The organism is Chryseobacterium taklimakanense (genome assembly GCF_900187185.1).
In the GTDB taxonomy this organism is placed as follows: domain Bacteria; phylum Bacteroidota; class Bacteroidia; order Flavobacteriales; family Weeksellaceae; genus Planobacterium; species Planobacterium taklimakanense.
Map to the genome: position 1 here is coordinate 134,794 of NZ_LT906465.1, position 25,472 is coordinate 160,265.

28 protein-coding genes are annotated in these 25,472 nt (G+C 37.4%); 20 read left to right on the forward strand and 8 right to left on the reverse strand.

The window, feature by feature from the left end; all coding sequences use genetic code 11:
- Nucleotide 1 precedes the first annotated feature (1 nt).
- The 13 genes from CKV81_RS00615 (at nucleotide 2) to CKV81_RS00670 (ending at nucleotide 11,147) form a co-directional block, all read left to right on the forward strand.
- A complete protein-coding gene (locus tag CKV81_RS00615; RefSeq protein WP_095069401.1) occupies nucleotides 2-847 on the forward strand; it encodes a hypothetical protein in 846 nt (281 codons plus the stop codon).
- Nucleotides 848-1,553: 706 nt separating this feature from the next.
- The gene (locus tag CKV81_RS00620; RefSeq protein WP_220096589.1) at nucleotides 1,554-2,192 is read left to right on the forward strand and encodes a hypothetical protein; all 639 of its coding nucleotides are present in this window, start codon (nucleotides 1,554-1,556) and stop codon (nucleotides 2,190-2,192) included.
- 249 nt (nucleotides 2,193-2,441) lie between these two features.
- The gene (locus CKV81_RS00625; protein WP_095069405.1) at nucleotides 2,442-3,455 is read left to right on the forward strand and encodes an OmpA family protein; all 1,014 of its coding nucleotides are present in this window, start codon (nucleotides 2,442-2,444) and stop codon (nucleotides 3,453-3,455) included.
- Between the two features lie 181 nt (nucleotides 3,456-3,636).
- Complete coding sequence (locus tag CKV81_RS00630) at nucleotides 3,637-4,086, forward strand: GyrI-like domain-containing protein (protein ID WP_095074107.1); 450 nt, start codon at nucleotides 3,637-3,639, stop codon at nucleotides 4,084-4,086.
- A gap of 224 nt (nucleotides 4,087-4,310) precedes the next feature.
- The gene (locus CKV81_RS00635) at nucleotides 4,311-5,036 is read left to right on the forward strand and encodes a hypothetical protein (RefSeq protein ID WP_095069407.1); all 726 of its coding nucleotides are present in this window, start codon (nucleotides 4,311-4,313) and stop codon (nucleotides 5,034-5,036) included.
- 223 nt (nucleotides 5,037-5,259) lie between these two features.
- Nucleotides 5,260-5,670, forward strand: coding sequence for a hypothetical protein (locus CKV81_RS00640; RefSeq protein ID WP_095069409.1), 411 nt, complete (start codon nucleotides 5,260-5,262; stop codon nucleotides 5,668-5,670).
- A 122-nt stretch (nucleotides 5,671-5,792) separates the two neighbouring features.
- A complete protein-coding gene (locus CKV81_RS00645) occupies nucleotides 5,793-6,110 on the forward strand; it encodes a hypothetical protein (RefSeq protein WP_095069411.1) in 318 nt (105 codons plus the stop codon).
- Between the two features lie 15 nt (nucleotides 6,111-6,125).
- Nucleotides 6,126-6,644 carry a DUF6705 family protein gene (locus tag CKV81_RS00650; protein ID WP_095069413.1) on the forward strand — a complete coding sequence of 173 codons (519 nt, stop codon included), beginning with the start codon at nucleotides 6,126-6,128 and terminating at the stop codon, nucleotides 6,642-6,644.
- 519 nt (nucleotides 6,645-7,163) lie between these two features.
- Nucleotides 7,164-7,991 carry an IS110 family transposase gene (locus CKV81_RS13515; RefSeq protein WP_239284508.1) on the forward strand — a complete coding sequence of 276 codons (828 nt, stop codon included), beginning with the start codon at nucleotides 7,164-7,166 and terminating at the stop codon, nucleotides 7,989-7,991.
- A gap of 11 nt (nucleotides 7,992-8,002) precedes the next feature.
- On the forward strand, nucleotides 8,003-8,521 hold the full coding sequence (locus CKV81_RS13520) for a transposase (RefSeq protein WP_258454413.1): 519 nt from the start codon (nucleotides 8,003-8,005) through the stop codon (nucleotides 8,519-8,521).
- Between the two features lie 51 nt (nucleotides 8,522-8,572).
- On the forward strand, nucleotides 8,573-9,433 hold the full coding sequence (locus CKV81_RS00660; RefSeq protein WP_095069415.1) for a hypothetical protein: 861 nt from the start codon (nucleotides 8,573-8,575) through the stop codon (nucleotides 9,431-9,433).
- A gap of 210 nt (nucleotides 9,434-9,643) precedes the next feature.
- Complete coding sequence (locus CKV81_RS00665; RefSeq protein WP_095069417.1) at nucleotides 9,644-10,162, forward strand: DUF4304 domain-containing protein; 519 nt, start codon at nucleotides 9,644-9,646, stop codon at nucleotides 10,160-10,162.
- Between the two features lie 550 nt (nucleotides 10,163-10,712).
- On the forward strand, nucleotides 10,713-11,147 hold the full coding sequence (locus tag CKV81_RS00670) for a cold shock domain-containing protein (protein ID WP_095069419.1): 435 nt from the start codon (nucleotides 10,713-10,715) through the stop codon (nucleotides 11,145-11,147).
- A gap of 24 nt (nucleotides 11,148-11,171) precedes the next feature.
- Here CKV81_RS00670 and CKV81_RS00675 read toward each other — a convergent pair whose 3' ends face one another.
- Nucleotides 11,172-11,819, reverse strand: a complete 648-nt coding sequence (locus CKV81_RS00675) for a hypothetical protein (RefSeq protein WP_095069421.1) — start codon at nucleotides 11,817-11,819, stop codon at nucleotides 11,172-11,174.
- A gap of 179 nt (nucleotides 11,820-11,998) precedes the next feature.
- On the opposite strand from CKV81_RS00675, the gene CKV81_RS00680 reads away from it, so the two are divergent.
- The 4 genes from CKV81_RS00680 to CKV81_RS00695 all read left to right on the forward strand — a co-directional run bounded on the left by CKV81_RS00680 (nucleotide 11,999) and on the right by CKV81_RS00695 (nucleotide 15,702).
- Nucleotides 11,999-12,565 carry a C40 family peptidase gene (locus CKV81_RS00680; RefSeq protein WP_095069423.1) on the forward strand — a complete coding sequence of 189 codons (567 nt, stop codon included), beginning with the start codon at nucleotides 11,999-12,001 and terminating at the stop codon, nucleotides 12,563-12,565.
- A 230-nt stretch (nucleotides 12,566-12,795) separates the two neighbouring features.
- Nucleotides 12,796-13,608, forward strand: a complete 813-nt coding sequence (locus tag CKV81_RS00685; protein WP_095069425.1) for a 2,3,4,5-tetrahydropyridine-2,6-dicarboxylate N-succinyltransferase — start codon at nucleotides 12,796-12,798, stop codon at nucleotides 13,606-13,608.
- Nucleotides 13,609-13,645: 37 nt separating this feature from the next.
- Nucleotides 13,646-14,611: a glycosyltransferase family 9 protein gene (locus CKV81_RS00690; RefSeq protein WP_157727329.1), complete on the forward strand. Its 966-nt coding sequence runs from the start codon at nucleotides 13,646-13,648 to the stop codon at nucleotides 14,609-14,611.
- The gene (locus CKV81_RS00695) at nucleotides 14,608-15,702 is read left to right on the forward strand and encodes a glycosyltransferase family 4 protein (protein ID WP_095069429.1); all 1,095 of its coding nucleotides are present in this window, start codon (nucleotides 14,608-14,610) and stop codon (nucleotides 15,700-15,702) included. Before CKV81_RS00690 ends, CKV81_RS00695 begins: the two co-directional genes overlap by 4 nt.
- Before the next feature lie 53 nt (nucleotides 15,703-15,755).
- Here CKV81_RS00695 and rplT read toward each other — a convergent pair whose 3' ends face one another.
- Both rplT and rpmI read right to left on the reverse strand, forming a co-directional pair.
- Nucleotides 15,756-16,100 carry a 50S ribosomal protein L20 gene (gene rplT / locus CKV81_RS00700; RefSeq protein ID WP_095069431.1) on the reverse strand — a complete coding sequence of 115 codons (345 nt, stop codon included), beginning with the start codon at nucleotides 16,098-16,100 and terminating at the stop codon, nucleotides 15,756-15,758.
- Nucleotides 16,101-16,222: 122 nt separating this feature from the next.
- Entirely contained in the window at nucleotides 16,223-16,420 is a 198-nt protein-coding gene (rpmI, locus tag CKV81_RS00705) for a 50S ribosomal protein L35 (protein WP_031503941.1), read from the reverse strand.
- Between the two features lie 409 nt (nucleotides 16,421-16,829).
- On the opposite strand from rpmI, the gene CKV81_RS00710 reads away from it, so the two are divergent.
- A complete protein-coding gene (locus CKV81_RS00710; protein WP_258454415.1) occupies nucleotides 16,830-17,963 on the forward strand; it encodes a zinc-dependent alcohol dehydrogenase in 1,134 nt (377 codons plus the stop codon).
- 37 nt (nucleotides 17,964-18,000) lie between these two features.
- The gene (locus CKV81_RS00715; protein ID WP_095069433.1) at nucleotides 18,001-18,534 is read left to right on the forward strand and encodes a hypothetical protein; all 534 of its coding nucleotides are present in this window, start codon (nucleotides 18,001-18,003) and stop codon (nucleotides 18,532-18,534) included.
- Between the two features lie 212 nt (nucleotides 18,535-18,746).
- Here CKV81_RS00715 and infC read toward each other — a convergent pair whose 3' ends face one another.
- The 5 genes from infC to CKV81_RS00740 form a co-directional block, all read right to left on the reverse strand.
- On the reverse strand, nucleotides 18,747-19,268 hold the full coding sequence (gene infC, locus CKV81_RS00720; RefSeq protein WP_095069435.1) for a translation initiation factor IF-3: 522 nt from the start codon (nucleotides 19,266-19,268) through the stop codon (nucleotides 18,747-18,749).
- Nucleotides 19,269-19,443: 175 nt separating this feature from the next.
- Nucleotides 19,444-21,381 carry a threonine--tRNA ligase gene (thrS, locus tag CKV81_RS00725; RefSeq protein ID WP_095069437.1) on the reverse strand — a complete coding sequence of 646 codons (1,938 nt, stop codon included), beginning with the start codon at nucleotides 21,379-21,381 and terminating at the stop codon, nucleotides 19,444-19,446.
- 70 nt (nucleotides 21,382-21,451) lie between these two features.
- Nucleotides 21,452-23,212, reverse strand: a complete 1,761-nt coding sequence (locus CKV81_RS00730; RefSeq protein ID WP_095069439.1) for a DUF4153 domain-containing protein — start codon at nucleotides 23,210-23,212, stop codon at nucleotides 21,452-21,454.
- A 33-nt stretch (nucleotides 23,213-23,245) separates the two neighbouring features.
- The gene (locus tag CKV81_RS00735) at nucleotides 23,246-23,728 is read right to left on the reverse strand and encodes a BlaI/MecI/CopY family transcriptional regulator (RefSeq protein WP_095069441.1); all 483 of its coding nucleotides are present in this window, start codon (nucleotides 23,726-23,728) and stop codon (nucleotides 23,246-23,248) included.
- A 3-nt stretch (nucleotides 23,729-23,731) separates the two neighbouring features.
- Nucleotides 23,732-24,337, reverse strand: coding sequence for a phosphatase PAP2 family protein (locus tag CKV81_RS00740; protein WP_095069443.1), 606 nt, complete (start codon nucleotides 24,335-24,337; stop codon nucleotides 23,732-23,734).
- A gap of 119 nt (nucleotides 24,338-24,456) precedes the next feature.
- Here CKV81_RS00740 and pdhA point away from each other — a divergent pair, with 119 nt between their 5' ends.
- Complete coding sequence (gene pdhA / locus CKV81_RS00745) at nucleotides 24,457-25,458, forward strand: pyruvate dehydrogenase (acetyl-transferring) E1 component subunit alpha (RefSeq protein ID WP_095069445.1); 1,002 nt, start codon at nucleotides 24,457-24,459, stop codon at nucleotides 25,456-25,458.
- Nucleotides 25,459-25,472: the final 14 nt, after the last annotated feature.

Sequence of the window (25,472 nt, forward strand, 5' to 3'; positions counted from 1 at the left end):
TATGAGACTTTATTTATTAACCATCTTAATGTTTTTTATAACCTGTAAAGGTCAGGATAAAGAAGAAAAAGTTGTTACGAAAACCAAATCAGAAATTCACGTTGCAAAATGCGAAAATCAGTATTCCACAGGACAAAAAGTAAATGAGCATGAAAGAAATTGGTCATTGAGTAATGACGACATTTCTCAAATATTAAAACTTTCATCAGAAATAACAGAACAGGACTTACATTATACATATCCGAAAACGCCTTGTAACATTGATGTCAACAATTTTTCTTATAATGGAAGAAATTATGATTTACAGATAAATGGAGGTTCTTATTTAACTACATTTGATGGAAAAGAGACAAAAATTTTTGGTTGTGATGCTCGTGAGTGTCAAAAGTACTTCTTAATGGAAAAAGAAGATATGGAAGAAAAAACTTCCGAAAACACTGAAGAAAACAAATCAATTCATGAATTAAATCTTAACCAGAAAAATAGTGTAGATAAAATAATTGTAACTAATAATAATGATTCTACTTTCACTTTCAGTGCTGAGATAGATGGGCGAGAAGTATTAAATAAAGATTTTGAATGTGATAATTTAGTTATCAATACTAAAACAAAAAATGGTCAATCTTTCAATATAGAAATAACTTACTCAGATCAATATCACAATGCATTTAGAAAAATTGTGATACCTATATTCTACAAAAATCAAGATTTTTACATTGAAAAATTGTTTATTGCCACAAAAGGCACTAATGCAAAAACTGGAAATGAAGAATGGTTTAATAAAGAAATTGACGACAGAACAACTTTAGAAAATTTAAACATCATTCAAATAATTGATACTCTTTAATCAATATCCTGATCCAAATATTTAGCAGATATTTTTGCATTCTTGCATCCGCATTTAATATTTTGGAATCCTAATCCAGTATTTTCGTAGGATGCTTTTATATTCTTACATCAGCATTCAATATTCTCGTATACGAAAGTTATATTTTAACATCCGCATTTAATATTATTCTATCCGTAAATTATATTCTTGCTTTCTATTTTTATATTGGTACGATGCAAACTTATATTCTTGCGATGTGATTTTATGTTGGAGTATTGTGGAGTTCAATTATTACGCCGTGGTTTTACATTCTTTCATTGTGGTCGATAAAACAAATAAGAAAATCCACCGTAAAGGAAAAAGCACATCCCGTATTTCACCCTGCTCTTTCCATAGCAAAAATACGGGAAGAGCATTTTCCTGCCCTCTTTTGCCCTCCGCCAAAAAAAGAATAAATTCCCCTCACCTCTCCTGCACATTTCCAAGCATACTACTCAAAAAGCACAGCATATAACATGGTATTTATGAAATGCGGAAGTAAATTCTTGCGATAAGAACTATTTCACAAAATTTACGCAATACCATTTTCCTTTTACTATAAATTTGTACATTATCAAAAGGAAAATGGTATTGCTCATTACAGAATTTGTTTGAACTATTTGTCAATAAAAGCTCCGCACTTCAGAAATACCCTTTTATACGACAGCAAATGAAATCAGACCTTATGAAAAAATTATCGATCTATTTGTTATTGATTTTACTAACTGCATTAAGTTGTAAAACGAACGACACCAATTCAAAAAAATATATTTATTATTTGCACGGCCGTATAATTGAAATTCAAGGAAAAAATGCTGTAAGTGAAGAATTCGGGAAATATGAATTTGATGAAATCGTGAATGCTCTTAGAGTTCCAAATTCTGAAGTGATCGCCGAAGTCCGCACAGAAAATGTTGATTATCTAAATTATGCAAATAAGGTGTCCAAACAAATTGACAGTCTTATTAAAAAAGGTACTGCTGCAAGAAATATAACTGTAGTTGGTGCTTCTAAAGGTGCAATTATCGCCAGCAACATTTCACACATTAATCATAATCCAATTAATTATGTTTTGTTAGCAGGTAATAACGATTACCAAGAACAACATAACGAATGGAAATTTCACGGACAAGTGTTATGCTTTTATGATGATTCTGATAATATTGCAGGAAAGAACTATAACTTTTGGAAGAGTAGAGAAAACTTTACTACAAAATTTGAACAAATTAAAGTTGACAAAAACTTAGGACACGGATTTCTATATAAACCGCATAAAGAATGGATTGTACCGACAAAAAAGTGGGTTTTGAAACAAAAACTTTAGTAAATTTTGCCGTCGTATAACATTGTATTTCTATATGCGGGGTTGAATCTTAGCAGTTGAACTATTTGTGATTTTCAGCCACAAAAAATTTCTCCGCTTCCAATTTTTTAGTAATTTAGTCAGCGGAGAAAATTTTTGTTCAATGTGGTTATCAGTATGAAGATTTGTCATTCTTAGCCCCGCATACAGAAATACTCTCTCGTTATGTGCTATGTTTTACACCAACCACCAAAAAACTATATTTACAATATGAAAAATTCAGCGAAAAAATTTGCAATTATTGGGATAGCTATCATTACCTTTTCGTGTAATAACGGAGGCGAAACTCAGAAAGCCGACAATCAGGACACCGTAAGATCTGAAACACCAACAAACGAACAACCCAATAGTACAGGTAAATTCGATATAAATTCAATTCCTGTTTCTGATAAAGATTTAGGCGACTTTCCTTTTTTTAGTTTTCCTGAAGGGTTAGTTGCACTTAATAAACCCATAGAAAGAAAATTTGATAAGCTATATTTTGCTATTGATGGTGTGATGACACCTCTTGAAGGAAAAGTTTGGAAGACAGGGGTTTGGACAAAATCGAATCAGAGCAACGATTGGTCGGTTGCTTTTTTTGAGAAGAGTTACGACGAAGCTATAAAAGCTATTGGTGGCGTGAAAATATTTGATGGTACTATCACTAACGAGGAATATGAAAAATACCACCCCCAAGCTACTTATTTAGGAGAAGATGGTTCAATTGGCTATGCCGGAGAGAACATCAAAACATATGTTATTCGCAGAGCAGATGGAGGCGATGTCTACATTCAATTGTCGGCTACATCGGGTGTCGGAAAAATCAATATTTTGCAGAAGGAAGGATTTAAACAAACCATTTCAATGTTGAAGGCAGATCAAATACAAAAAGATTTAAATGACAAAGGCAAAGCGGTTCTGCACATCAATTTCGATACCGATAAAGCTACTCTAAAAGCTGATGGTAAAGAAGCAGTTGCTGAAATCACAAAAGCCCTTAACACAGACAAAATGCTAAAAATTTCCATTAATGGATATACGGATAATACAGGTGATGAAAAACACAATCTAGACCTTTCTAAACAAAGGGCAGAAACAGTAAAAAAAGAATTGATCAAAAGTGGTATTGATGTAAACAGACTCTCATCAGAAGGTTTTGGACAAAATAACCCTATTGCCGACAATAATACAGAAGAAGGAAAATCACAAAATAGAAGAGTTGAATTAATAAAAAATAAATAACACAGCACATAACAAGGTATTGCCAAAAGCGGGGCCTGAATGGCTTCGATTGGACATTTGTGCAAGGCTCAACATTCGTTCTTCGATTGAACTTTTGTGCAAAAAATCCCCGCCTTCGGCAATACCCCAACCGTTGGCTGCAAGCGTATCTGAATAACCGTAAATAGATAAAATTATGGATTTGACAAATGGATTTAAAATTATTGGAATCGAAGTTAGAACTTCCAATCAAAACAACCAATCTCAATCTGATTTAGGAAAACTTTGGGAACAATTTTATTCCGAAAATATTATTGAAAAAATACCAAACAAAATTTCTAACGAAGTCTTGTCAATCTACACCGACTACAAAAAAAATTATACCGAAGATTACACAACAATTATTGGTGTTCCTGTTTCAACGCTAAATGAAATTCCAAATGGTTTATTTGGACGTGAATTTGACAAAGAAAATTTCCAAAAATTCATCGCAAAAGGCGAAATGCCAAATGCTGTAATTAAAATTTGGAGTGAGATTTGGGAAAAGGATGAAGAACTTAATAGAAAATACACTTACGATTTTGAAGTATATGATGCCAAATCTCAAAATGGAGAAAACTCTGAAGTGGAAATTTATGTTGCTGTGAAATAAGACGCCTTCAGCCAACATTGTATTTCTGTATGCGGGGTTGAATGTTAGCAGTAGAACTATTTGTTATCCCTAATCCACAAAAAATTTCTCCGCTTCCAATTTTTTAGTAATTTAGTCAGCGGAGAAAATTTTTGTTCAGGGTGGTTATCAGTATGATGATTTGTCATCCCTAGCCCCGCATACAGAAATACTCTCTCGTTATCTGCAATTACAAAACCAAGAATATGACATTTTTTGACTATGAAAAATCAGTTTTAGAAAATTTGAATTTTGCAAGTGGACCTATTTTAGCCATTTTGGGTTTCTTGATAATATATCAAATTTTACAGGCTAAAAAACAAATTGAATTGACTAAAATTCAATTGAAAGAAGCTAAAAATGAATTAGTAATTAATTCTCTAAGAGATTCAATAAAACTTTCTGCAGAACAGATTAATTATTATATGGAAACAATTGTAAATTATGCAAATATATCTAACATTAAATTTAAAGAGTCAAATTTGGCAAGAGTTAAATTTGAGACTAAGAATTTTCTTTATAATGAATTAATTTCGAACGCAAATAAAATAGATAAAGATTATTCTAAAAACTATAATGATTTGGTAGTATATGATTTAAACACTTTAAATTCTTTAGAAACATTTTGCACATACTTTACTAATAAAATAGCTGATGAAAAAATTGCATATTTGTCAGTCGGAAAATCATTTTGTAACATTATAGAAAATTTGTATTACCCATTGTGTGTATCAAGAAAAAATGATAATGATTATTACCAAAACATTGTAATATTATATAGACTCTGGAAAGCAAGACTTTCTAAAAGTATTTTGGAAAATAAGGAACGTGAAGTTAAAAGTGAACTTTCGCAAAAAATTAAAGATATAAATGCACAAAAAAATAAAATCGACAATTTTGAGGAAAGTAAGCCTTTAGGAACAGAAATGTAACTGCAGATAACATAGTATTGGCAAAATGCGGGGTAATAGGAAAGTCGAACTTTTTGTAATATTTATCCGCCGCTGCTTTTTTATTCCACAAAAAAGGGTAATTTAGTGTAAGAAAAAAGCATCGGCTACGTTCAGTCTAAATTGAACTTTTCGTTCCATTTAGTCCACACTTCGCCAATACTTTTTCCGTTATCTGCAAGCGTATCCAAAAAAACCGTATAAAATGAAGAAAATAAGATTCGACCAATTAAATTTTAAGAGTAATAAAGCACAATTCTTTCTTATGATTTTAGCAGGAATTTTAATATTTCTGAATTTTTTAGAAATTTTTAATAACTCTGACCCTCGAATTGAGAAATATTCAAATGCCATTGCTTATTTCATTCTTATGGTAATTTTTTCAAAAATGTTTTGGTTTAAGAATTATGTGCAATGGAATAGAAAAGGAATTATGATAAAACTAAATAATTCTTGGGGTAAAAATTATAAATTCGAAGAAATAAGTAACTTCAATCTTCAAAATAACGAATTAATTATTTCAAAATTTAATGGACAAATAAATGCTTTCAACTTACAAAACATTGAACCAGAAAGCATTAATAAACTGATTAATATTTTAAAAGCAAACACTTAAAAAAACGCCTGCAGATAACATGGGTTTTGCAAGATGCGGGGTTGAAGGAAATTTTGGAAAGTTTTAAGAAAATACCCGCAAAAAAAAATTTCCATTTTTTAGTTTTTTTGTAATTTTAAAAAATGGAAAAAGTTTTTACTAGCTCTCGGTTCCTCTCCACTTTCGGTTGCAGTAGCCCGCAACTCGCAAAGCCCCTTTCCGTTCCGTTTGCGGATAGTGTTTTAGTTAAAGGATTTGAATTATATAAAAATATGTACAAAAGAATAGGAAAAATATCTGAACAAAACATTCCTGTTGTCAATGAATATAATTTCTTAAACTATCTAGAATTAAACAAAACTGGTCTTAAAATAATGAAAGGCTCAGAAAATACGGAAGAATGCTCTGCCAGTAAAAAAGGAGACAATAAAAATGAAATTATAGAAGAAAAATACCCTTAAAATTTAATTAATATTATGAAAAATATCATAACTACAATAATCTTATTTTTTAGTTTTAGCTGTTCAGCTCAATATGGTAAAGAATTTGACAATGGTGATAATTATCTTAACAATAATTTGAACAAATTTGTAGGAACCTGGAAGTACAGTGATGCTAATCAATCTTTAACAATCATTTTGAAGAAAGAGAATATAAAACTCCCTATTGAAAACGATGTTAGAGCAGATGCAATAATTGGCTTTCATAAATTTGTTAAAAATGATAATATAATTGAGGATAATACAATGTATTCTAACACGAATTATAGCGACAAAAAAGGGTCAATCTTTGATTTTGGTGATGATAATAATCAAGAAACTATTGAACCGAGTTTTTACAACCTCTCAAAAAACAAATATGTAGATGTAAAAATACAATATGTAGATGCTACCCACATAAAAATAATTTCAATAAAAAACACACCCGGACTGAAACTTAAACCATTCGATCCAGCCATAATATATCCTCAAAATATAATATTAACGAAGCAATAACAACCACCACAACCAGCATAGTATTGGCAAAATGCGGGGTTGAGAGTTGATTGAACTTTTCTGCCACTTTTGGCGCAAAAAACTTTTCTGTTTTTAAATTTTTATTAATTTTACAAAAACAGAAAAAGTTTTTGCTTAGTGCAGTTTTTATAGAACTTTCAGGGATTTTTAGCCCGCCCTTCGCAAATACTTTTCCCGTTACCTGCAATTCCCCTACTCGAAAACGAAGTTGTTTTTAGCCGCTAACGAGATAAAGTCTGTACTTCATATTACTATCTTAAATTCTTTGTTCTTATCTTAGTAATCGCTCCTTGAAAAGACCGGTTTAAGCAATGGTGTTTAAAAACCCGTCTGCAATTCAGGTAAGATTGCACAAAAGTCTTTGGTAGTAATACTTCAGACGGCGTTAGTTTTTAATGGCGAGTCTGCGATAAGCAGATATCCCGCTCAGAATAATTTCAAATTTAGCAAAGTGCAGTCCTTGGAGCTTTTTATTGGTTTAATTGAAAAAATTGAGACATGGAAACTAAGAAGCAGATTTCACTCGAAGTGGTAAATTCCAATGCTGCGGGAATAGACATTGGAAGCCGTAGCCATTGGGTAGCAGTAGGGCAAAATGCAGAGGATGTAAAAGAATTTGGCGTGTACAGCCAAGACCAGTTGGAAATGTGCCACTGGTTACACTCGAATGGCGTTACCTCGATCGCCATGGAATCCACCGGAACTTATTGGCAAAATCTGTTCTCAACTTTGGTGGGACAAGGTTTTGATGTGATTTTGGTTAATGGCAGACAAACCAAAAATATCAAAGGAAAAAAGACAGACATTAAAGATTGCCAATGGATTCAAAAACTTCATTCTCTCGGGCTTTTGAGTGCCAGCTTTTTACCCGATTCGGACACGGACACCATACGAACCTATTCCAGACACCGTCAAAACCTGCTCAAGCAATCTGCATCATGCACCAGGAGAATGCAAAAATATCTGCGACTGATGAATATGAGGCTTGAGGTTGTGGTAAGGGATATAGTCGGTCTTACAGGATCTTGCATTATTGAAGCTTTTCTAAACGGAGAGTACAGGGGAGAGGAATTGGCAAAACTCCGTCATTACAATTGCCGAAAATCAGAGGAGGAAATCGCAAAAGCTCTGCAATTCAATGGGCGCAAAGATTATCTCTTTGCCTTGCAGCAAGAGTGGGATTCCTACAAACACCTCCAGCAACAAATCATGGATACGGATTTGCAGATCGACCGGCTCCTGAAGGAATTCATCGAAAAGGACGACCATAAGAAACAGCATACCATTGAAAAAAAAAGCACAAGCGTAAAAATAAAAACGCAGTAAGCCAAACCGACATGAATTTAATTGCTTACCAATATTTTGAAGGGATAGACTTGATGGCGATTGAGGGGGTAAGCGAAGGGTTGATTATGGCTCTCATCGCAGAAGTCGGATTAGATGGGATTAGAAAATTCCCCACTGCAAAACAATTCACCGCATGGCTCAGGCTCGCCCCCAACAACAAAATAAGTGGTGGCAAAGTATTATCCAACCACCTTCCGAAGGGAAGTTCGCGGCTGAAAACAGCATTCAGAAACACGGCCAATGCCATCGGCAACCTAAAGGAGGGATGGCTCGCTGAGTTCTTCAAAAGATTAAGCTACAAAAAAGGAAGGGCAACTGCTGTTTCTGCACTCGCCCGAAAGCTCGCCGTCATTATCTGGAATATGCTCGTTAAGAGGAAAGGGTACAATCCGCCTTCACAATACCTTTTTCTGGACGAGAAAAGAAAAATAGCAGCAGCCAAAAGAATACAAAAACAAATCACTAAATTTGGACTGACTAACAAGGATATTGAATTCAAAACAATTTGATTTTCAATAGTAAAGTTTAACGTTAGTCAGAATGCCATAAAAACAACCCTTATGAAAAAACTTATTTTCTTTTTGCTGATTTTATCATTAATAATCTCTTGTCGCAGTAAAAGAAACTATGTGACATATTATAAGAAAGTTTATGAAGCAGACAGTATTCTTAGATTTAAATCCGATACTTTACTTGCGCTTAAAAAATACCGCAAAATTTTCAGAAAATATGAACCTAAGAACAATGAGAATATAAAAGAATTTGAAACTTTCATAACTCTTTCTGATCAATTTGGAAAAAACTTCGGTGGTAAAAAAAATATATATAAACTAATTATATTAAATGCTCATAACTGGAATAATAAAAAGAATGATCAACAATTTATGAATATTCTTTATAAATATGGTTTGAGTGAAAATGAAATTTATCAACAGGTTGCAAATTGGAAAAAAGGATTAAATCCTATTCTCATTGATTCCTTCAAAGTTGCTTTAAAAAGGGATCAAGACGGAAGACCACGCGATTTAATATTGGTGAAAAAAAATGTAAATAAAAATGCTAGATTTTTAAAATGGACACTAGACAACTATGGCTTTCCCAGTATGGACAAAATTGGGTGGTTTCCGCGTCCAACATTTTTATCACATATGATTGAAAGCGATCATTACCAATATTTTAAAGTAAAAATTCCAGAATATATTAAGAATGGAGATTGTGATCCCAGGGATTATGCAATGTTGGTAGACTATGGTCTTCAATTAATTGACAATAAAGACTATACTTTTTATGGAGTAAATGGTGGAAAAATATTGGATTCAGCACAGGTTAATAAAAACAGGAAAAGTATTGGTCTTCCAAGTTTGAAACATAAGGCGTTAATCAGAAAGCAGTTATCAAAAAAAAATAGGCACTTCAGGTAACATAGCATTTCTGTATGCGAGGGTGAATCATAGCAGTAGAACTATTTGTTATATTCAGCCACAAAAAATTTCCCCGCTTCCAATTTTTTAGTAATTTAGTCAGCGGAGAAAATTTTTGTTCAGGGTGATTATCAGTATGAAGATTTGTCATCCTTAGTCCCGCATACAGAAATACTCTCTCGTTATAGGCAAGCCTAGACCGACAACGAAATGACAACAGCGAAAGACATACAGACTGATTTTATCAAAACATATTTAAAGCCGACATTAAAAGAACACGGTTTTAAGACGAGTGGACAAACTTGGTGGAAAAGCAAGGGAGACTTCTTTCTCGTAATTAATCTGCAAAATTCTCAATGGAATAGTAAAGAGGAGCTGAGTTTTTGTTTGAACATTGGAGTAGCATTGACAGAAAAACTTGCTGACAAGGAGAAGAAAAAAGCTACATACGTCGACTTGGCGACACAAGTTCGAGAAGACGCATATTTGACCGAGGAACGCCAACAAATAAAAAAGTCTCAAGGAGGTTGGCTTGGCTATAAAATCACTGACAAGACTAATTTGTCAGAATTTATAACGGACTTTAAGATTGACTTGGAGGATAACATTCTAAAAATCCTCAACAGTTTTGAGACATTACATGATTGTATCACCTTTTACCAAAAGTTCGGTTTCTGGGGTGACAACCTAAAAAGACAAATTGAAGATTGCGGACTGAAAACGAATTGACAAGAATGCCTGCCTATAATAACTAAGCTTTCGTCTTGTCCGCAGGACAGAAGATGAAACCCCGTTGAACGCAAGCTCCGGGAGCTTTTTCAGCATTATAGGTTTATCGGCGAAGAATTTTAAAGATTGATAGGAGACTCCGGGAAGAGTCTCTTTTTTTGTGACTAATAATTGTGGTTTTTCTTGGTTTTATCGTGTTATACTTCACTTTCGGGCTATATAAACCTTCTTTTAACAACTAAATTGATCACGGTTTGAATTAAAAAAAAATCACAGGAAAAAGCCCAAAAGTCCCGACTTATAGTATCGACTGAGAAAATAAATCACTCAAATTGCAGAATTCTTGCTGTATTGATAATTAATGTTTTATAAGTCATTTAATTGCCGTATCTTTGCGATGTAATTTTTAAGAACGGGTTACTGCCGTCGCACTTGCTGTATAGATAATTCAAATTCAGTTTTTCGCTTCCCAGCACCATTTTTTAATCTTTCAATTTGCCGGTACAGATATTGCGGCACCTCATTTATTCACTAATATTTAATATAATTTATGTCAGATTCTTTCTCAAAAAAAGAAAATTTAAAGAAAAAACAACAGAAACAAAAAGAAAAAGCGCTTAAAAGAGAAGAGCGTAAAACCAGCAACAATAAAGGTAAATCGTTGGATGAGATGTTGCTTTACGTAGATGCAAACGGCCAGCTAACTACGACGCCGCCGGATCAGCAGGAGAAAATTGAAATCAATACAGAGGATATACAGCTCGGCGCCGCGCCCATTATCGAAGAAGATCCGCAAAAGACAGGAATCGTAACTTTCCTGAGCGAAAAAGGCTACGGATTCATCACAGAGAACAATACGAAAGACAATATCTTCTTTCACATCAATAACGTAAGTGGCGAGATCAAAAAAGGCCATAAAGTCAAGTTTGAAAAAGAGAAATCGCAGAAAGGTTTCTCCGCCGTCAACATACAGATCGTAAAATAAATGAAGCTCCTCCGGGAGCTTTTTTCATACAAAGCCGAGTTTTAAGATATTTCCATCTTTTTTCAGAACTGCAAAATAGAGTAGGGCCGCTTCATTCTCAAAATGTTTATCAAATTCGTAGATCCCACTTCTGTTTACCGGAATGATCTGTGATTTTTTTTCAGTTTTATAGCTTACGAAATCCGGCTTCAGAGTTACGAGTTCAATTTCATCCGAGGCATTTTTTGCAATATTTTGAATCGTTACGCTGAAAAGGCTGTCGCTTCTCATGATGTCATTCTTTACATTTTCAAAATTCCCAAAAGTGAAATTCTTAAGCAGTCCATTGGCTTCACTTTTGGCCAAACCTTTTTCCACCGATCTTTTTCCACGTTCGGAAGTATCATCCAGATCCTTAATTTCGGTCATCAGTTTTGCAACTTTCTGGTAAAGATATTTATCGCCGTTTTCAGCAATATAGTTGTGCAGGGCATTCCGCAACATTTTTCCGCTTTTACTGCAGTGCCCGAATTCGCAGCTGTTCTCCCTTACTTTTTTATAAGACGCTTTTTTCTTGTAGTCCGCTGAATTGAACCCACTTTTCCTGCGCACGACACTCACACCGTTAAGCTGGTAGAAAACCAGGTTATCAATGGTGCCGCTTATTTTCATAATGCTCTCGTATCGTGCCATACCAACTTTTTGGGATGGCCAAAGATACATTAAATTAATAAATTACCAATAGTTGTAGTATAGTTATAATATAATTGAATTATATTTGTAGTATTAAATATTATGGTATATATTTGCGGAGAAAGATTTTTCTTAAAAACTCAAAATAACTTTGCTGAAAAACCGTTAACTCAATACTTATGAATGTTAAAAAGCTTTTAATTACATCCAGCGCTGCAGTTTTACTGGTGTCCTGCGGGAGCTCACACAGCGTGAGTAAAACAAAAAGAACGGAACCGGTAAAGCGGGAAGTACCGACGAAAACCGTTGCTAAAGCAGAAGGGCTCAGGTCTCTGGATTCCAGGTTTTCAGGAAAGGTTTCCGGTGAAATCCAGGAATTGCTGAAGGATGCCCAGAAATATCTTGGTGCGCCATACAAATATGGCGGCGCCTCATCAGAAGGATTTGACTGTTCGGGTTTTACGCTGACCGTTTTTCAGGAAAATTCTTTCAGTTTGCCCCGACGGTCATCAGATCAGGCGGTTACAGGGAATGAGATTGATATTAGCAATGTGAAACCGGGCGACCTGCTGTTTTTTGCGACGGGCGGTGGGACAAGGGTATCGCATGTGGGAATTGTACACGATATTGGCCGAGATGGCGAGGTGAAATTCATCCATTCATCAACTTCCAAAGGCGTCATTATTTCGTCACTGAATGAAAAATACTGGAACAAAGCCTATCTGCACGCACAAAGAGTTTTATAGAAAAATACATCAAAATAAGTTTTAGGTTTTAACAGGCGGAAATGTCTCAATACCAGATGATGAAGTCTGATAAACGTCATAACGAAATCTTCGCTCCCTCTAGAGGCCGGAGGAGAAACATAAAAAAAGCCGTTTTCACTGATTGTGGAACGGCTTCTTTATTATCTCGGCAAATTTTCATTATTCCGGCTGCAAATCCTTATTTTTGTAACCATTAATAAAATTTAGAAATGAGCTTACAGCAAACCATTGAGAATATTTGGGAAAACAGGGATCTTTTGCAGAATGAAGACAGCAAATCTGCAATCAGAGAGGTAATTTCAAAACTTGATCTGGGCGAACTCCGGGTCGCAGAGCCAACAGACAACGGTTGGAAGGTAAACGAATGGGTGAAAAAAGCGGTGGTAATGTATTTCCCGATCCAAAGGATGGAAACCATTGAGGTGGGGCCTTTTGAATTCCATGATAAAATTCCGTTGAAGAAAAATTATGCCGAAAAAGGCGTAAGAGTGGTGCCGCACGCGATTGCCAGACAAGGTTCTTATGTTGCACCAGGGGTAATTATGATGCCTTCCTATGTCAACATTGGTGCTTATGTAGATTCCGGAACGATGGTTGATACCTGGGCGACAGTTGGAAGCTGCGCGCAGATTGGTAAAAATGTGCATTTGAGCGGTGGGGTAGGAATTGGTGGCGTTCTTGAGCCTTTACAGGCTGCACCGGTTATTATTGAAGATGACTGTTTTATCGGTTCACGGTGTATTGTGGTAGAAGGTGTTCATGTAGAAAAAGAAGCGGTTTTGGGAGCCAATGTAGTATTGACGGCTTCCACAAAAATTATCGATGTTACGGGAGATGCTCCTGTGGAAATTAAAGGAAGGGTTCCTGCGCGTTCCGTGGTAATTCCAGGAAGTTACACCAAGCAGTATCCGGCTGGCGAATATCAGGTTCCGTGTGCACTGATTATTGGAAAAAGAAAAGAATCTACAGATAAGAAAACCTCTCTGAATGATGCATTGAGAGAGAATAATGTAGCGGTATAGCCTGCCGATGAAGATTCTTGTCATCCAAAAAAAACTGATGGGCGATGTACTCATCTGCTCGGTGGTCTTTGAATTTTTAAAGAAGGAATTTCCGCACGCAGAGCTCCATTACCTGATCGACGAAAAATATCATCAGGTGGTGGAACATCACCAGTATATTGATAAGTTTTTATTTTTTGGCAAAAGTTTTTCTGATACGCTTAAAGCTGTAAAGTCTGAAAAATATGATATCATCATTGATACTTATTCCAAGATTGAGACGGCTTTAATTTCATTTTTGTCCGGTGCGAAAAAACGGATTTCGTATTATAAATCTTACACAAGATATTTTTATACAAACCCTGTTCACAGAAGGAAAAAAGCGATTTCTGACCTCACGACAACCACGATCGAGCATCGGTTGCAGTTACTGGAGCCTTTGGGAATTCCTTTTCAAATCGCCAAACCTGAAATTTTACTTACTGATTCAGAAAGAAGGCATGCTGAGGCTATAATTGAAAAATTTTCACCAAATCCAGGTAAAAAAGTAATGATCAGCACATTTGGGAGCTCTCCGGATAAGACTTATCCATTAGCTTTTATGACGGAAGTGATCGAGGAAATTGCAAAGGAAGATGTGGTGATATTTTGCAACTATTTGCCGAATCAGAAAACTCAGTTCGATGAATTTTTTGTCACGCTTTCAGTGAATGCACAGTCTAAAATTTCTAAAGATTTTGACACGAAAAATTTAAGGGAATTTATCGCCGTACTCAGTTATTGTGATGCATTAGTAGGGAATGAAGGCGGATCTACCAATATTTCAAAAGCGTTGGGAGTGCCAACTTTCACGATTTTTTCGCCACAGGTCGCAAAGAAAAGCTGGAACTGGTTTGATGACGGAATAAAAAATGATTCCGTGCATCTTCACGATTATGTTACGGAAAGCGACAGCTACGATGACTTTAAGCCCGAGTTTTTTAAGGACAAATTACACAACTTTATTGCACAAAATTTACGATGAAAATTGCTTACGATGCCAAACGCTTCTTCCATAATGCTTCCGGATTGGGCAACTATTCGAGGGATTTGGTGCGTATTCTGGCCACAAATTTCACAGTAAATCAATATTTTCTTTTAAATAAAAACAAATCCGACCGCGGAAAAGAAGTTCAGAAGCTTCCTAATGTGAGTTTTGTTAAAACTTCGTCCGGAAAATTTGCGCGACAGTTTAAAATGGGGAAGGATGCTCAAAATCTTAATGCTGATATTTTTCATGGACTTTCCGGCGAATTGCCTTTAAAATGGAATGAAAAACCGATTAAAAAAATCGTTACGATTCATGACTTAATTTTTAAAAGATTTCCGGATTATTACTCATGGTTCGACAGGAAAATCCACTTCTGGAAATTTAAAAAAGCAGCTGAAGCTTCCGATTTGGTGATTGCAATATCGGAGCAGACGAAGAACGATATCATTCACTTTCTTAAAGTTCCCGGCAATAAAATCAGAGTGGTTTATCAGGGCTGTCATCAGGCTTTTAAAGAATTTATTTTTCCCGAATTTTTAAATCAGACAAAAGAAAAATTCAACCTTCCAGAAAGATTTGTGTTAAATGTTGGAACTATAGAAAAGAGGAAAAACCTTCTTAATGTCGTGAAAGCATTGGAAGGCACCAATATTCCATTGGTAGTCGTAGGAAAAAAAACGAAATATTTCAATAAAATTGAGAAATTCATCAGCAAAAAAAAACTCGAAGTGTTCTTTCTGAAGAATGTTTCAATGGAAGAACTTGCTGCAATTTACAGGCTTGCCGACGTTCTGGTTTATCCAAGTTTTTTTGAAGGTTTCGGCATTCCTGTCATCGAAGGTCTGTTTTCCGGAACGCCGGTCATTACTTCGAATACGAGCAGCCTTCCGGAAGCTGGTGGCAACGCAGCACTTTACATTGACCCGAAAAATCCTCTAGATTTACGCTCAAAAATTTTATACCTCTGGGAAAATGAATCCGAACGAAAACGCCGGTCTGAGTTGGGTTTTCAATATGCCCAGAAATTTACCGATGAAGTTATCGCAAAAGAGCTGATGAAAGTCTACGAAGAGGTCTTAAAATAAAAAAATCCTGAGCCGGAACTCAGGATTTGATATTGATAACAAAAAATTCTACATTATTTTACTTGATCAACAACTGCTTTGAAAGCCTCAGGGTGATTCATTGCTAAATCTGCTAAAACCTTTCTGTTCAGTTCGATATTGTTTTTCTTAAGAGCGCCCATAAACTGGGAGTAAGACATTCCGTGCTCTCTTGTACCTGCGTTGATACGCGTGATCCAAAGTGCTCTAAAATTTCTTTTCTTCTCTTTTCTGCCGCGGTAAGCATATTGCATTGCTTTTTCTACGGCGTTTTTGGCCACTGTCCAAACGTTCTTTCTTCTTCCGAAATAACCTTTAGCCAGCTTCATTACTTTTTTTCTGCGAGCTCTTGAAGCTACGGCATTTACTGATCTTGGCATAATTTAAATTGTTTTTTTTGAATTGGGCGTTCGCCGCGGCGAATCTTATGGGCACCAGTTCAGGGTTGAAAATTCTGAATTTGTTTTTAATTCTTATAAACCGGATTATGGATTTATAAAAACTACTTAATTGCTAATTGGCGAAGAACGCTTTTCTCATCCACAGTAGCAACGTAAGAAGTTTGCGTAAGATTTCTCTTCTGCTTAGTTTCTTTCTTCGTCAGGATGTGGCTTTTGTAAGCATTTTTTCTTTTAATCTTCCCGGTTCCGGTAAGCTTAAAACGCTTCTTAGCACCTGATTTCGTTTTTAATTTTGGCATTTTGCTTAATTTATAATACTTGTTATCAATCTAAGTTTTCTACATTGTTGCGGCACGTGATGTTCCATGCAACAATTCAGAGTGCAAAAGTACAATAATTTTTTGTTTACTACAAGTGTTGTTGTGAGCAGACATTCGAGAAAGTTGTGGTTGTCGGTCATCCCTTCGGCACGCCTTTCCTGCGGAGTTTGGTTTAAAATGAAATTTTAAATTAATTAAAACTAACTTTTCCACTCCCTCAGTTTCTATTTTCATCTTTTTATCCTGACTCCTTTCACTGTAAGATTACTCGCTTGCACCTCACCACCAAACTCATAAAAAAATCATAAATTATACATATTTGCCTAGGATGGTGTTTTTTTTGATACATCTTTGTTCAATCACCAAAAAAATAAACAAAATGTTAGCAATGAATTTCCGCGGACCCTTTCGCGTCCGCCCAGACCGCAATATGCCGGAACCTCAAATTGAACATCCAGAAGACGCTATTGTAAAGGTGCTGAGGTCCTGCATCTGCGGCTCCGATCTGCATCTGTATCACGGCCTTGTGCCCGATACACGTGTAGGAACTACATTTGGTCATGAATTTATCGGCGAAGTTGTCGAGATAGGTTCTGGCGTACAGAAACTAAAAGTAGGCGATAAGGTCATGGTATCGTTCAATATATCGTGTGGTAAATGTGCCTTCTGTAAGCAGGAACTGTATGGTAACTGCCACGAATCTAACGCAATGGCGACGGCCGTAGGAGGTATTTTCGGATATTCTCATACCGCCGGCGGTTTCCAGGGCGGACAGGCAGAATACGCACGCGTTCCCTACGCAGATGTTGGCCCAACGGTAATTCCTGATTGGATGGATCCTGATGACGCGGTGCTTCTTACCGACGTAGTTCCCACGGGTTATCAAGCCGCAGAAATGGCGGGGATCCAGAAAGGCGATACCGTTGTTGTTTTCGGTGCCGGACCCATCGGGATCATGGCCGCGAAATCTGCCTGGTTGTTCGGTGCCGGACGTGTAATCGTGATCGATCATTTAGAATACAGACTTGATTTTGTAGCCAAATATGCGCAGTGCGAAGCTTATAATTTCAAAAGTATTGGAGATCCAGTCGTATTTATAAAAACGCAAACCGATTCTCTGGGAGCCGATGTCTGCATCGATGCAGTGGGGTGTGAGGCCAGAGGAAACCGGATGAATACACTTCTAGGTATAAAATTGATGATGCAGGGTGGATCTACAACAGCCCTTCACTGGGCGATTAATTCAGTGAAGAAAGGCGGAATTGTTTCAGTTGTCGGTGTGTACGGTCCAATCGATGCACTTGTACCGATCGGGAATGTGGTAAACAAGGGGATTACGATCCGGGCGAACCAAGCTGCACCGAAACGTCACATCCCGAAATTGATTGAACACGTGAAAAATGGTGTCATTGATCCGAAACAGATTATTACTCACAAGGTTCCGTTGGAAGAAGTCGCGGATGCATATCATATCTTTTCCAAGAAGCTCGATGGTTGTATAAAAACGGTCCTCATTCCTTAAATAGCTTCATAGTTTTTTAACTTAAAAATATTAACACATGCTTACAGACGAAACAAAACCCTCTGATTTTAAAAAAAGTGAAAATTCAGATTATAGCCATATTAAAGGCTGGGGAATAGACGCTGATCCGGAAAATGATCCGACATATCCAATAAAAAAACGTACCAATGCAGAACATGAAGGTTATTCCTGGGAGAGACCTGCGCAGCAGCCTGAAACTGTAGAGATTTTAAAATCTGTGGAACGTCCTAATCTCACGGCGGTTTTTGGAACCGCATCACCACCCGAGGGGATCAACGGAAAAATTCGTGAGCTAGCCTTTAAATACAGCGAATCAAGTTACGGCCGATGGCTGCCGCTAATGCTTGCTGACCGTATTGGTGTGGTGGAAGGAATCGTGGATGACCTAAAGAAAGGACATGTTCCGAACGTTTTTGCCGAACTGGGTTGGCCCGCAGAATGGAAGCACAACAAAAAAGGTTTCCTGTTAAAAATGGCTTTGATCGGTGCAGGTACCGCTGTAGCCGTTTCTTTACTCACTTCGAAAAAGAAGACTGAAGATGAAGATTAAAGTTCTTCATAATTTTTTTAAAACTAAAAGAGACTGTGGAAAGTCTCTTTTTTTTATGCCTAGTCATAGTTTCAAACCTTGACAAGGCTTTGTGCGTCAAGAATTCAAATATAAAAAAGAGACTCCTTTCGAAATCTCTTTTGGTGGTATTCTTACAACAAACAATCGCTAAATTGCTACATTGCTACATTGCTACATTGTTTCATTTAATACTATTTCGCCGGCTTTTTCGGGCTCATCATCATGATCATTCTTTTCCCTTCAAGCTTTGGCAGTTGGTCTACTTTACCAACATGTTCCAAGTCCTGCGCGAGTTTTAGCAAAAGAATCTCTCCCTGGTCTTTGAAGATGATGGAACGCCCTTTGAAAAATACGTACGTTTTCAGTTTGGAACCTTCTTCCAGGAACTTTTCAGCGTGCTTCTTTTTGAATTCGTAATCGTGGTCATCGGTTTGCGGCCCGAAACGAATTTCCTTTACCACCACTTTTACCTGCTTGGCTTTTAGTTCCTTTTGCTTTTTCTTCTGCTCGTAAAGGAATTTTTTGTAATCCAGTACCCGTGCAATATAAGGTTCGGCCTTGTCTGAAATTACAACAAGGTCAAGCTCCTGAGCTTTTGCAATTTCCTGAGCTTTCGCAAGCGGATATACTCCCGGTTCTACATTATCGCCCACTAAACGGACTTCTTTTGCCCGAATTTTCTCATTAATCTGATGTGCGTCCTCCTTCTGGATGGGACGTCTTGGGCCTCGGCTGTTAAATCTCTGTGCTATTGTATTAAAATTTTAAGTTATATTCTTTTATCGTTTCTAGTTTCAAGCTGATGAAAATCTTTTAATTTTCATTTTTTGCACTTCTAAAGTAGCATTTAATGAAACTTCAATCTTATGTGACTTTTGTGGTTCAAACTTATTCTCCGAAAGCTGCATTAAATTCTGCCGCTTTCTTGAAGTAGGCAATGAAATCTTCAATGCTCATCGTTCCTAAATCACCTTCACCACGCCTTCTTACGGAAACTGTTCCTGCGTTTTCTTCATTTTCACCCACGATCAGCATAAAAGGATACTTTTTAATTTCCGCATCTCTGATTTTCTTGCCGGTTTTTTCGTTCCGGTAGTCAATCAGGCCGCTAATATCGTGATTTTCCAACAATTGTGAAACTTTTTTTGCGTAATCGGCATATTTTTCTGAAATCGGGAGGATGATAAACTGATCCGGAGCCAGCCAAAGCGGAAAATCGCCGGCAGTATTCTCCAATAATATCGCGATGAACCGCTCCATGGAACCAAATGGCGCTCTGTGAATCATCACCGGTCTGTGCTTTTCGCCGTCGCTGCCTATATACGTAAGGTCGAATCTTTCCGGTAGATTATAATCCACCTGAATAGTACCCAACTGCCATTTTCTGCCCAAAGCATCCTTCACCATAAAATCCAGTTTGGGGCCGTAAAAAGCGGCTTCACCATATTCCACAACGGTTTTCAAACCCTTGTTGGCAGCAGCCTGTATGATCGCGTTTTCGGCTTTTTCCCAATTCTCTTCGGAACCGATGTATTTTTCGCGGTTTTCTTTATCACGTAGGGAAACTTGCGCCACGAAATCCTCAAATCCTAAATTCTTGAAAACATACATCACCAAATCGATCACACCTTCAAATTCTTTCATCAACTGATCCGGTGTACAGAAGAGGTGCGCGTCGTCCTGCGTAAACCCGCGAACTCTGGTAAGCCCGTGCAATTCGCCTGACTGCTCGTATCTGTAAACCGTACCGAATTCTGCAAAACGCTTCGGCAAATCGCGGTACGACCATTGTCCAACTTTGTAAATCTCGCAGTGGTGCGGGCAGTTCATCGGCTTCAGCATGAATTCTTCGCCCTCGTTTGGCGTTTTTATCGGCTGGAAACTGTCGGCACCATATTTATCCCAGTGTCCGGAAGTTACGTAAAGTTCCTTTCCGCCAATGTGTGGCGACATGACGAACTCGTAACCTGCTTTTTTCTGGGCTTCAGAAAGGAAATTTTCCAGTTTTTTTCTCAGTGCCGTTCCTTTTGGCAACCAAAGCGGCAAACCTGCGCCTACTTTTTCAGAAAAAGCAAAAATCCCGAGTTCCTTTCCGAGTTTTCTGTGGTCGCGGCGTTTGGCTTCTTCAAGCCTTTCAAGATATTCGGTTAGATCTTTCTGTTTGGGGAAAGAAATTCCGTAAACCCTGGTCAACTGTGGATTTTTTTCATCGCCTCGCCAGTATGCGCCGGCGGCGTTCAACACTTTTACGGCTTTTACAATTCCTGTTGAAGGAATGTGACCGCCGCGACACAAATCTGTAAAATTATCGTGGCTGCAGAATGTAATTTCGCCGTCTTCAAGATTAGAAATCAGTTCTGTTTTATAAGGATTGTCTGCGTATTCTTTCAAAGCGTCGGCTTTGGAAACGGCGTACAGATTGAAAGTGGAATCTTTTTTGGCGTTTTCGAGCATTTTCTTCTCGATTTTTTCAAAATCTTTTTCGCCCAGAACTTCATCACCAAAATCAACATCGTAATAAAATCCGTTTTCGATGGCAGGACCGATCGTCAGTTTTGCATTCGGATAAAAATCAAGAATTGCCTGCGCCAAAAGGTGGGCTGAGGAGTGCCAAAATGCTTTTTTACCCATATCATCATTCCAGGTGAGAAGCTGCACTGTAGAATCTTCTGTAACCGGCGTGGTAATTTCTACCTGTTTTCCGTTTACGATTGCAGAAATGGTGTTTCTTGCCAGTCCGTCGCTGATGGATTTGGCCACATCCATTGGAGTCACTGCACCTTCAAATTCTCTGATGCTTCCGTCTGGAAGAGTGATTTTTAACATAGGTCTTCTTCAAAAATTTATTAGGTGCAAAAATAAGGAATTTTTTGTTTCGCGAATATGGCAGGTCGGTCTATTTAATTAAAAGAACAGCATCACTGAAGAAATACTGATCATTTTTGAGTTTTTCTTTTGTAAGGCTTCCAAAAAGAATTTTTACCCGATATTTTCCTAAGGTGAACTCTGTGGAAATATCATCAACCAGGATTCGCTCTATTTGTGGCTGATATTCTGAAAGTTTCCTTTGGATGAAAGGCAGAAGATCAACGGACTGATCTTCATTTAATTTAACCAAAAGCTGCGGTTTGCTGTTTCGGAGGTTATTCCGTACCGTAATTTTGTCTCTGCCGATATTTATTCCTTTTTGCTCATAGTCCTGTACTCTTGCCATATACCTGTAACCATCGATTTTCACTAAAGAATTTAATGTATAAATTTCAACACGTTTTACTGCGGAAGGTTCAGCGGTTTTATATTTGAAAAATCCCAGAATGCTGTAATGAATATCGCGGTAGCCGGTTTTTTCTGTTTTTTTTAACCTGCTGACCTGCTCATTGCCGAGAAGCGAATAAATATAGTCCTCTTCGAACCTTTTGTAGAGATAATCCATTTTGTTGGCAACTTCATCAGCGACGGTATTTTTAATTTTTTTGTTGAAATCAATTTTTCCGTTTGCGAGTAAATTATTCGTAACTAAAACTTTTTCAAGTTCGTTTTTCTGGCTTCTCTTTGCAACGGAAAATGCATTGAAATAAGGAAAAATGAGCGCGAACAATCCGAATGCAAAAAGCGAAACCGGAACGAATTTAATGGTTGGTTTTTTAATGAAAATAAAATATAAAACCACTGCCGTGAGCCAAGCCGCAAGCAAAAGCACGTAATACCTAGCTTCGGTGTAACCGTATTCTAAAATTCTGGTAAAAATCGCCGTGAAAAGCATCACCAAAAGCGGTACCAGCGAGTAATAAAATACTTTGCTGAATACTTTTACCCAAGATTTCGTAGAATCTTCTTTCAACGGATGAACGAGCAATAATGCTAAAATCCCGACAACTGAATAGGCCAGTATAAGGTACGAAACCCAGCCGCGCGGTAATTCCCAATGGATTAAAATTTTACCGAAATAGAAATACAAAATCACCACATAAATCAGCAGCAGCGGAATGAGTACAAATTGAGTGAAAAATTTCAGGATTTGCGGATAACTGCTGTCGCTTTCAAGCTGTGACAGGCCTTTGTCATTAAACAACAGAAAAATAAAACAGCTTCCTAAAATGGCCAGAAACAGAAATGTTTTCGGGTATAAATCTTCATTGAAATTTAGATCAAAAAGATTGTCAACAGCTAAAATTGCGAGCATCACGCCGCCAACCAAGACACCTGTAAATACCGCAGTCAGGAAAATATTGATGAATAAGTTCTTGTTGTATTGCCAGAATTTCAGTTCACGTTTCTCACCAAAAAATGGAATGAAAGAAACCAACAGATGCGACAGTATATAACTCGGAATCAGTACGAAAGCGTATGCTTCAGTGAAATCCCGTTGAGAATTGGGCAGTACATAAAAGAAGACCGCCAAAATTCCCAAAGCAAGAATTTGCATCAAGAATTCTTTACCGATGCGCTGCGAAAGCATTTTTACGGCAAACATCAGCGAAATCCCCAGGCAGGCGGTCATTACCAATTTTGTTACCACAAACTGATTTTGCTGAGTGTCCAGCTCAATCGCGACAACCGAAGAAATCGCGGCAATCAGTGCCATGGTCAAAACCATGGGGTAGCGAAGGATGATGTCGTCCGCTTTTCCCCAGATCTGTTTGAATTTTTCTTTCATCGTGAGTTTTTTGGTTAGATCTTTAAAATCAGACTATTTTTTCTTTCTCTTCTTCTTTTTGTCCTTCACTTTTTTTGGTTTATCAGAAGTCAGCTCGGTAATAAAACTTGAAATATCGCTTCCTTTCGTTTCTTCCTTGGGTTGCAAAATGGGAACTACGGCCGTTTTTATTTCAAAATAATCATTCAGGTCAGAAGGCTTTAAAAGGTTTTCCGAAATCAGCATTTTCAACAGTTCTGAAGCGGAATTATTGAAAAAATTTTCCAGAAAAGGTGCTAATATGAACTTGCGGTATTCCTCAAACGGAACCGTTGTGCTGTATTTGAAAATTCGCCCAATTTTTTCAGTGCTTAAATATTCTTTTTCAACCAGTATTTTCAGGTATGTGGAAACGGTGTTGTGATGCGGTTTCGGCTCCGGTAAAGCCTCCATAATATCTTTCATAAACGGGGAGCCGAGTTTCCAGATGAGCAGCATGAGGTTTTCTTCCGCCGGCGTCAGGGCATTTATTTTCATAGATTACTGATTTTGAATGTAAATATAAAGATAGAAAAAAGAAACCATAGAGGCTATCGCGGCTCCCATGAGAACTTCTTTCGGTGTGTGCCGTTTCAGGATAATTCTGGTAATTCCAACCATAACAGCGATGAAAAGCCATGCCAAGCCCAAAATCTGATTCTGGGCAAAGAACAGTGCAGCGGCAAATATATTGATGGCGGTGTGCATCGAACTTTTAATAAAGTAATTGCTGATCTGCATCAATATTAAAAGGATGAAAAGAAACAGCATTGTATAATCAATCTGTCCGTCGATCATAAAATTAATTAAGAGGTAAACCAGCATCGCCACAGCGATGAAAATATACAGGCTGTTGCGCTGTTTCCGGTTAGACACGTCCATGTTTGTGTAGTTGCCTTTCCGCACATTCCAGTAAATCCACGCGCTGATTGGCAGAATAAGAATCAGCAGGATTGGCAGGAATTCATACAGGGACTTTTTCAGATCATAATGCTTGCTGCTGTAATACGCGAAATAGAGAAAAAGCGAGGTGAGCGGATTGAAAAAATTTGAAATGAATTTTGAAAGAAAAATTACGATGGGGTGAGCAGTTACATTATTTTGCATAAACAGATTCTTACATCAAAATTAAGTTTTTTTGAGCAATCTAAATTTTAAATTTCGTTTGATATGCAGCAGGCAGTACCAAGAATTTTTCTTATTTTTGCCTAATAATTTCAACTGTAATGAAGGAATTTTCTAAAGAGGTCTACCTGAAGTGGTACGCTGATATGACGATGTGGAGAAGGTTTGAAGACAAATGCCGTTCTCTTTACCTAAAACAGAAAATCAGAGGATTTTTACATTTATACAACGGTCAGGAAGCTATTCCTGCCGGTTTTACTCACGCGATGGATCTGTCGAAAGACAGTATGATCACCGCTTACCGTTGCCACATACATCCGATGGCGATGGGCGTGGATCCGAAGAGAATTATGGCTGAACTTTGTGGTAAGGCCACGGGAACTTCCGGAGGTATGGGCGGTTCTATGCACATCTTCAGCAAGGAGCACCGTTTTTATGGCGGACACGGTATCGTAGGCGGGCAAATTCCTTTGGGAGCCGGGATTGCTTTTGCGGATAAATATTTTGACCGAAAAGCCGTGAACATCTGTTTCTTCGGTGACGGTGCCGCAAGACAGGGCTCGCTTCATGAAACCTTCAATATGGCGATGAACTGGAAACTTCCTGTAGTATTCGTGGTTGAAAATAACCAGTACGCGATGGGAACCTCTGTAAAAAGAACTGCAAATCACGAAGATATTTACAAACTTGGCTTAGGTTACGAAATGCCGTGTATGCCTGTAGATGCCATGGATCCTGAGAAAGTTGCTGAGGCAGCTTATGAAGCAATAGAACGGGCAAGAAGAGGCGACGGACCTACGTTCATCGAAGCAAGAACTTACCGTTACAGAGGGCACTCTATGTCCGATGCTGAACCCTACAGAACAAAAGAAGAGGTTGAAATGCACAAGCAGGATGACCCAATCCATTTGCTGAAAGACAGAATTTTAAAAAACAACTGGGCTACAGAACAGGAGCTTGAGGAAATTGATAACAATTCCAGAAATTTCGTTGAAGAATGCGTAGAGTTTATGGAAAATTCACCGTATCCTGATCCGGAAAAAATCTACGATTACGTGTACGCACAGGAGGATTACCCATTTCTTGACAAATTAGAAAACTAAAATAATTAATTTGG

Excerpts from the sequence above, each read along its gene's own strand:
- CKV81_RS00615 (WP_095069401.1), top strand. The coding sequence starts at position 2 with ATGAGACTTTATTTATTAACCATCTTAATGTTTTTTATAACCTGTAAA.
- CKV81_RS00620 (WP_220096589.1), top strand. The coding sequence starts at position 1,554 with ATGAAAAAATTATCGATCTATTTGTTATTGATTTTACTAACTGCATTA.
- CKV81_RS00625 (WP_095069405.1), top strand. The coding sequence starts at position 2,442 with ATGAAAAATTCAGCGAAAAAATTTGCAATTATTGGGATAGCTATCATT.
- CKV81_RS00635 (WP_095069407.1), top strand. The coding sequence starts at position 4,311 with ATGACATTTTTTGACTATGAAAAATCAGTTTTAGAAAATTTGAATTTT.
- CKV81_RS00640 (WP_095069409.1), top strand. The coding sequence starts at position 5,260 with ATGAAGAAAATAAGATTCGACCAATTAAATTTTAAGAGTAATAAAGCA.
- CKV81_RS00645 (WP_095069411.1), top strand. The coding sequence starts at position 5,793 with ATGGAAAAAGTTTTTACTAGCTCTCGGTTCCTCTCCACTTTCGGTTGC.
- CKV81_RS00650 (WP_095069413.1), top strand. The coding sequence starts at position 6,126 with ATGAAAAATATCATAACTACAATAATCTTATTTTTTAGTTTTAGCTGT.
- CKV81_RS13515 (WP_239284508.1), top strand. The coding sequence starts at position 7,164 with ATGGAAACTAAGAAGCAGATTTCACTCGAAGTGGTAAATTCCAATGCT.
- CKV81_RS13520 (WP_258454413.1), top strand. The coding sequence starts at position 8,003 with ATGAATTTAATTGCTTACCAATATTTTGAAGGGATAGACTTGATGGCG.
- CKV81_RS00660 (WP_095069415.1), top strand. The coding sequence starts at position 8,573 with ATGAAAAAACTTATTTTCTTTTTGCTGATTTTATCATTAATAATCTCT.
- CKV81_RS00665 (WP_095069417.1), top strand. The coding sequence starts at position 9,644 with ATGACAACAGCGAAAGACATACAGACTGATTTTATCAAAACATATTTA.
- CKV81_RS00670 (WP_095069419.1), top strand. The coding sequence starts at position 10,713 with ATGTCAGATTCTTTCTCAAAAAAAGAAAATTTAAAGAAAAAACAACAG.
- CKV81_RS00675 (WP_095069421.1), bottom strand. The coding sequence starts at position 11,819 with ATGGCACGATACGAGAGCATTATGAAAATAAGCGGCACCATTGATAAC.
- CKV81_RS00680 (WP_095069423.1), top strand. The coding sequence starts at position 11,999 with ATGAATGTTAAAAAGCTTTTAATTACATCCAGCGCTGCAGTTTTACTG.
- CKV81_RS00685 (WP_095069425.1), top strand. The coding sequence starts at position 12,796 with ATGAGCTTACAGCAAACCATTGAGAATATTTGGGAAAACAGGGATCTT.
- CKV81_RS00690 (WP_157727329.1), top strand. The coding sequence starts at position 13,646 with ATGGGCGATGTACTCATCTGCTCGGTGGTCTTTGAATTTTTAAAGAAG.
- CKV81_RS00695 (WP_095069429.1), top strand. The coding sequence starts at position 14,608 with ATGAAAATTGCTTACGATGCCAAACGCTTCTTCCATAATGCTTCCGGA.
- rplT (WP_095069431.1), bottom strand. The coding sequence starts at position 16,100 with ATGCCAAGATCAGTAAATGCCGTAGCTTCAAGAGCTCGCAGAAAAAAA.
- rpmI (WP_031503941.1), bottom strand. The coding sequence starts at position 16,420 with ATGCCAAAATTAAAAACGAAATCAGGTGCTAAGAAGCGTTTTAAGCTT.
- CKV81_RS00710 (WP_258454415.1), top strand. The coding sequence starts at position 16,830 with ATGAATTTCCGCGGACCCTTTCGCGTCCGCCCAGACCGCAATATGCCG.
- CKV81_RS00715 (WP_095069433.1), top strand. The coding sequence starts at position 18,001 with ATGCTTACAGACGAAACAAAACCCTCTGATTTTAAAAAAAGTGAAAAT.
- thrS (WP_095069437.1), bottom strand. The coding sequence starts at position 21,381 with ATGTTAAAAATCACTCTTCCAGACGGAAGCATCAGAGAATTTGAAGGT.
- CKV81_RS00730 (WP_095069439.1), bottom strand. The coding sequence starts at position 23,212 with ATGAAAGAAAAATTCAAACAGATCTGGGGAAAAGCGGACGACATCATC.
- CKV81_RS00735 (WP_095069441.1), bottom strand. The coding sequence starts at position 23,728 with ATGAAAATAAATGCCCTGACGCCGGCGGAAGAAAACCTCATGCTGCTC.
- CKV81_RS00740 (WP_095069443.1), bottom strand. The coding sequence starts at position 24,337 with ATGCAAAATAATGTAACTGCTCACCCCATCGTAATTTTTCTTTCAAAA.
- pdhA (WP_095069445.1), top strand. The coding sequence starts at position 24,457 with ATGAAGGAATTTTCTAAAGAGGTCTACCTGAAGTGGTACGCTGATATG.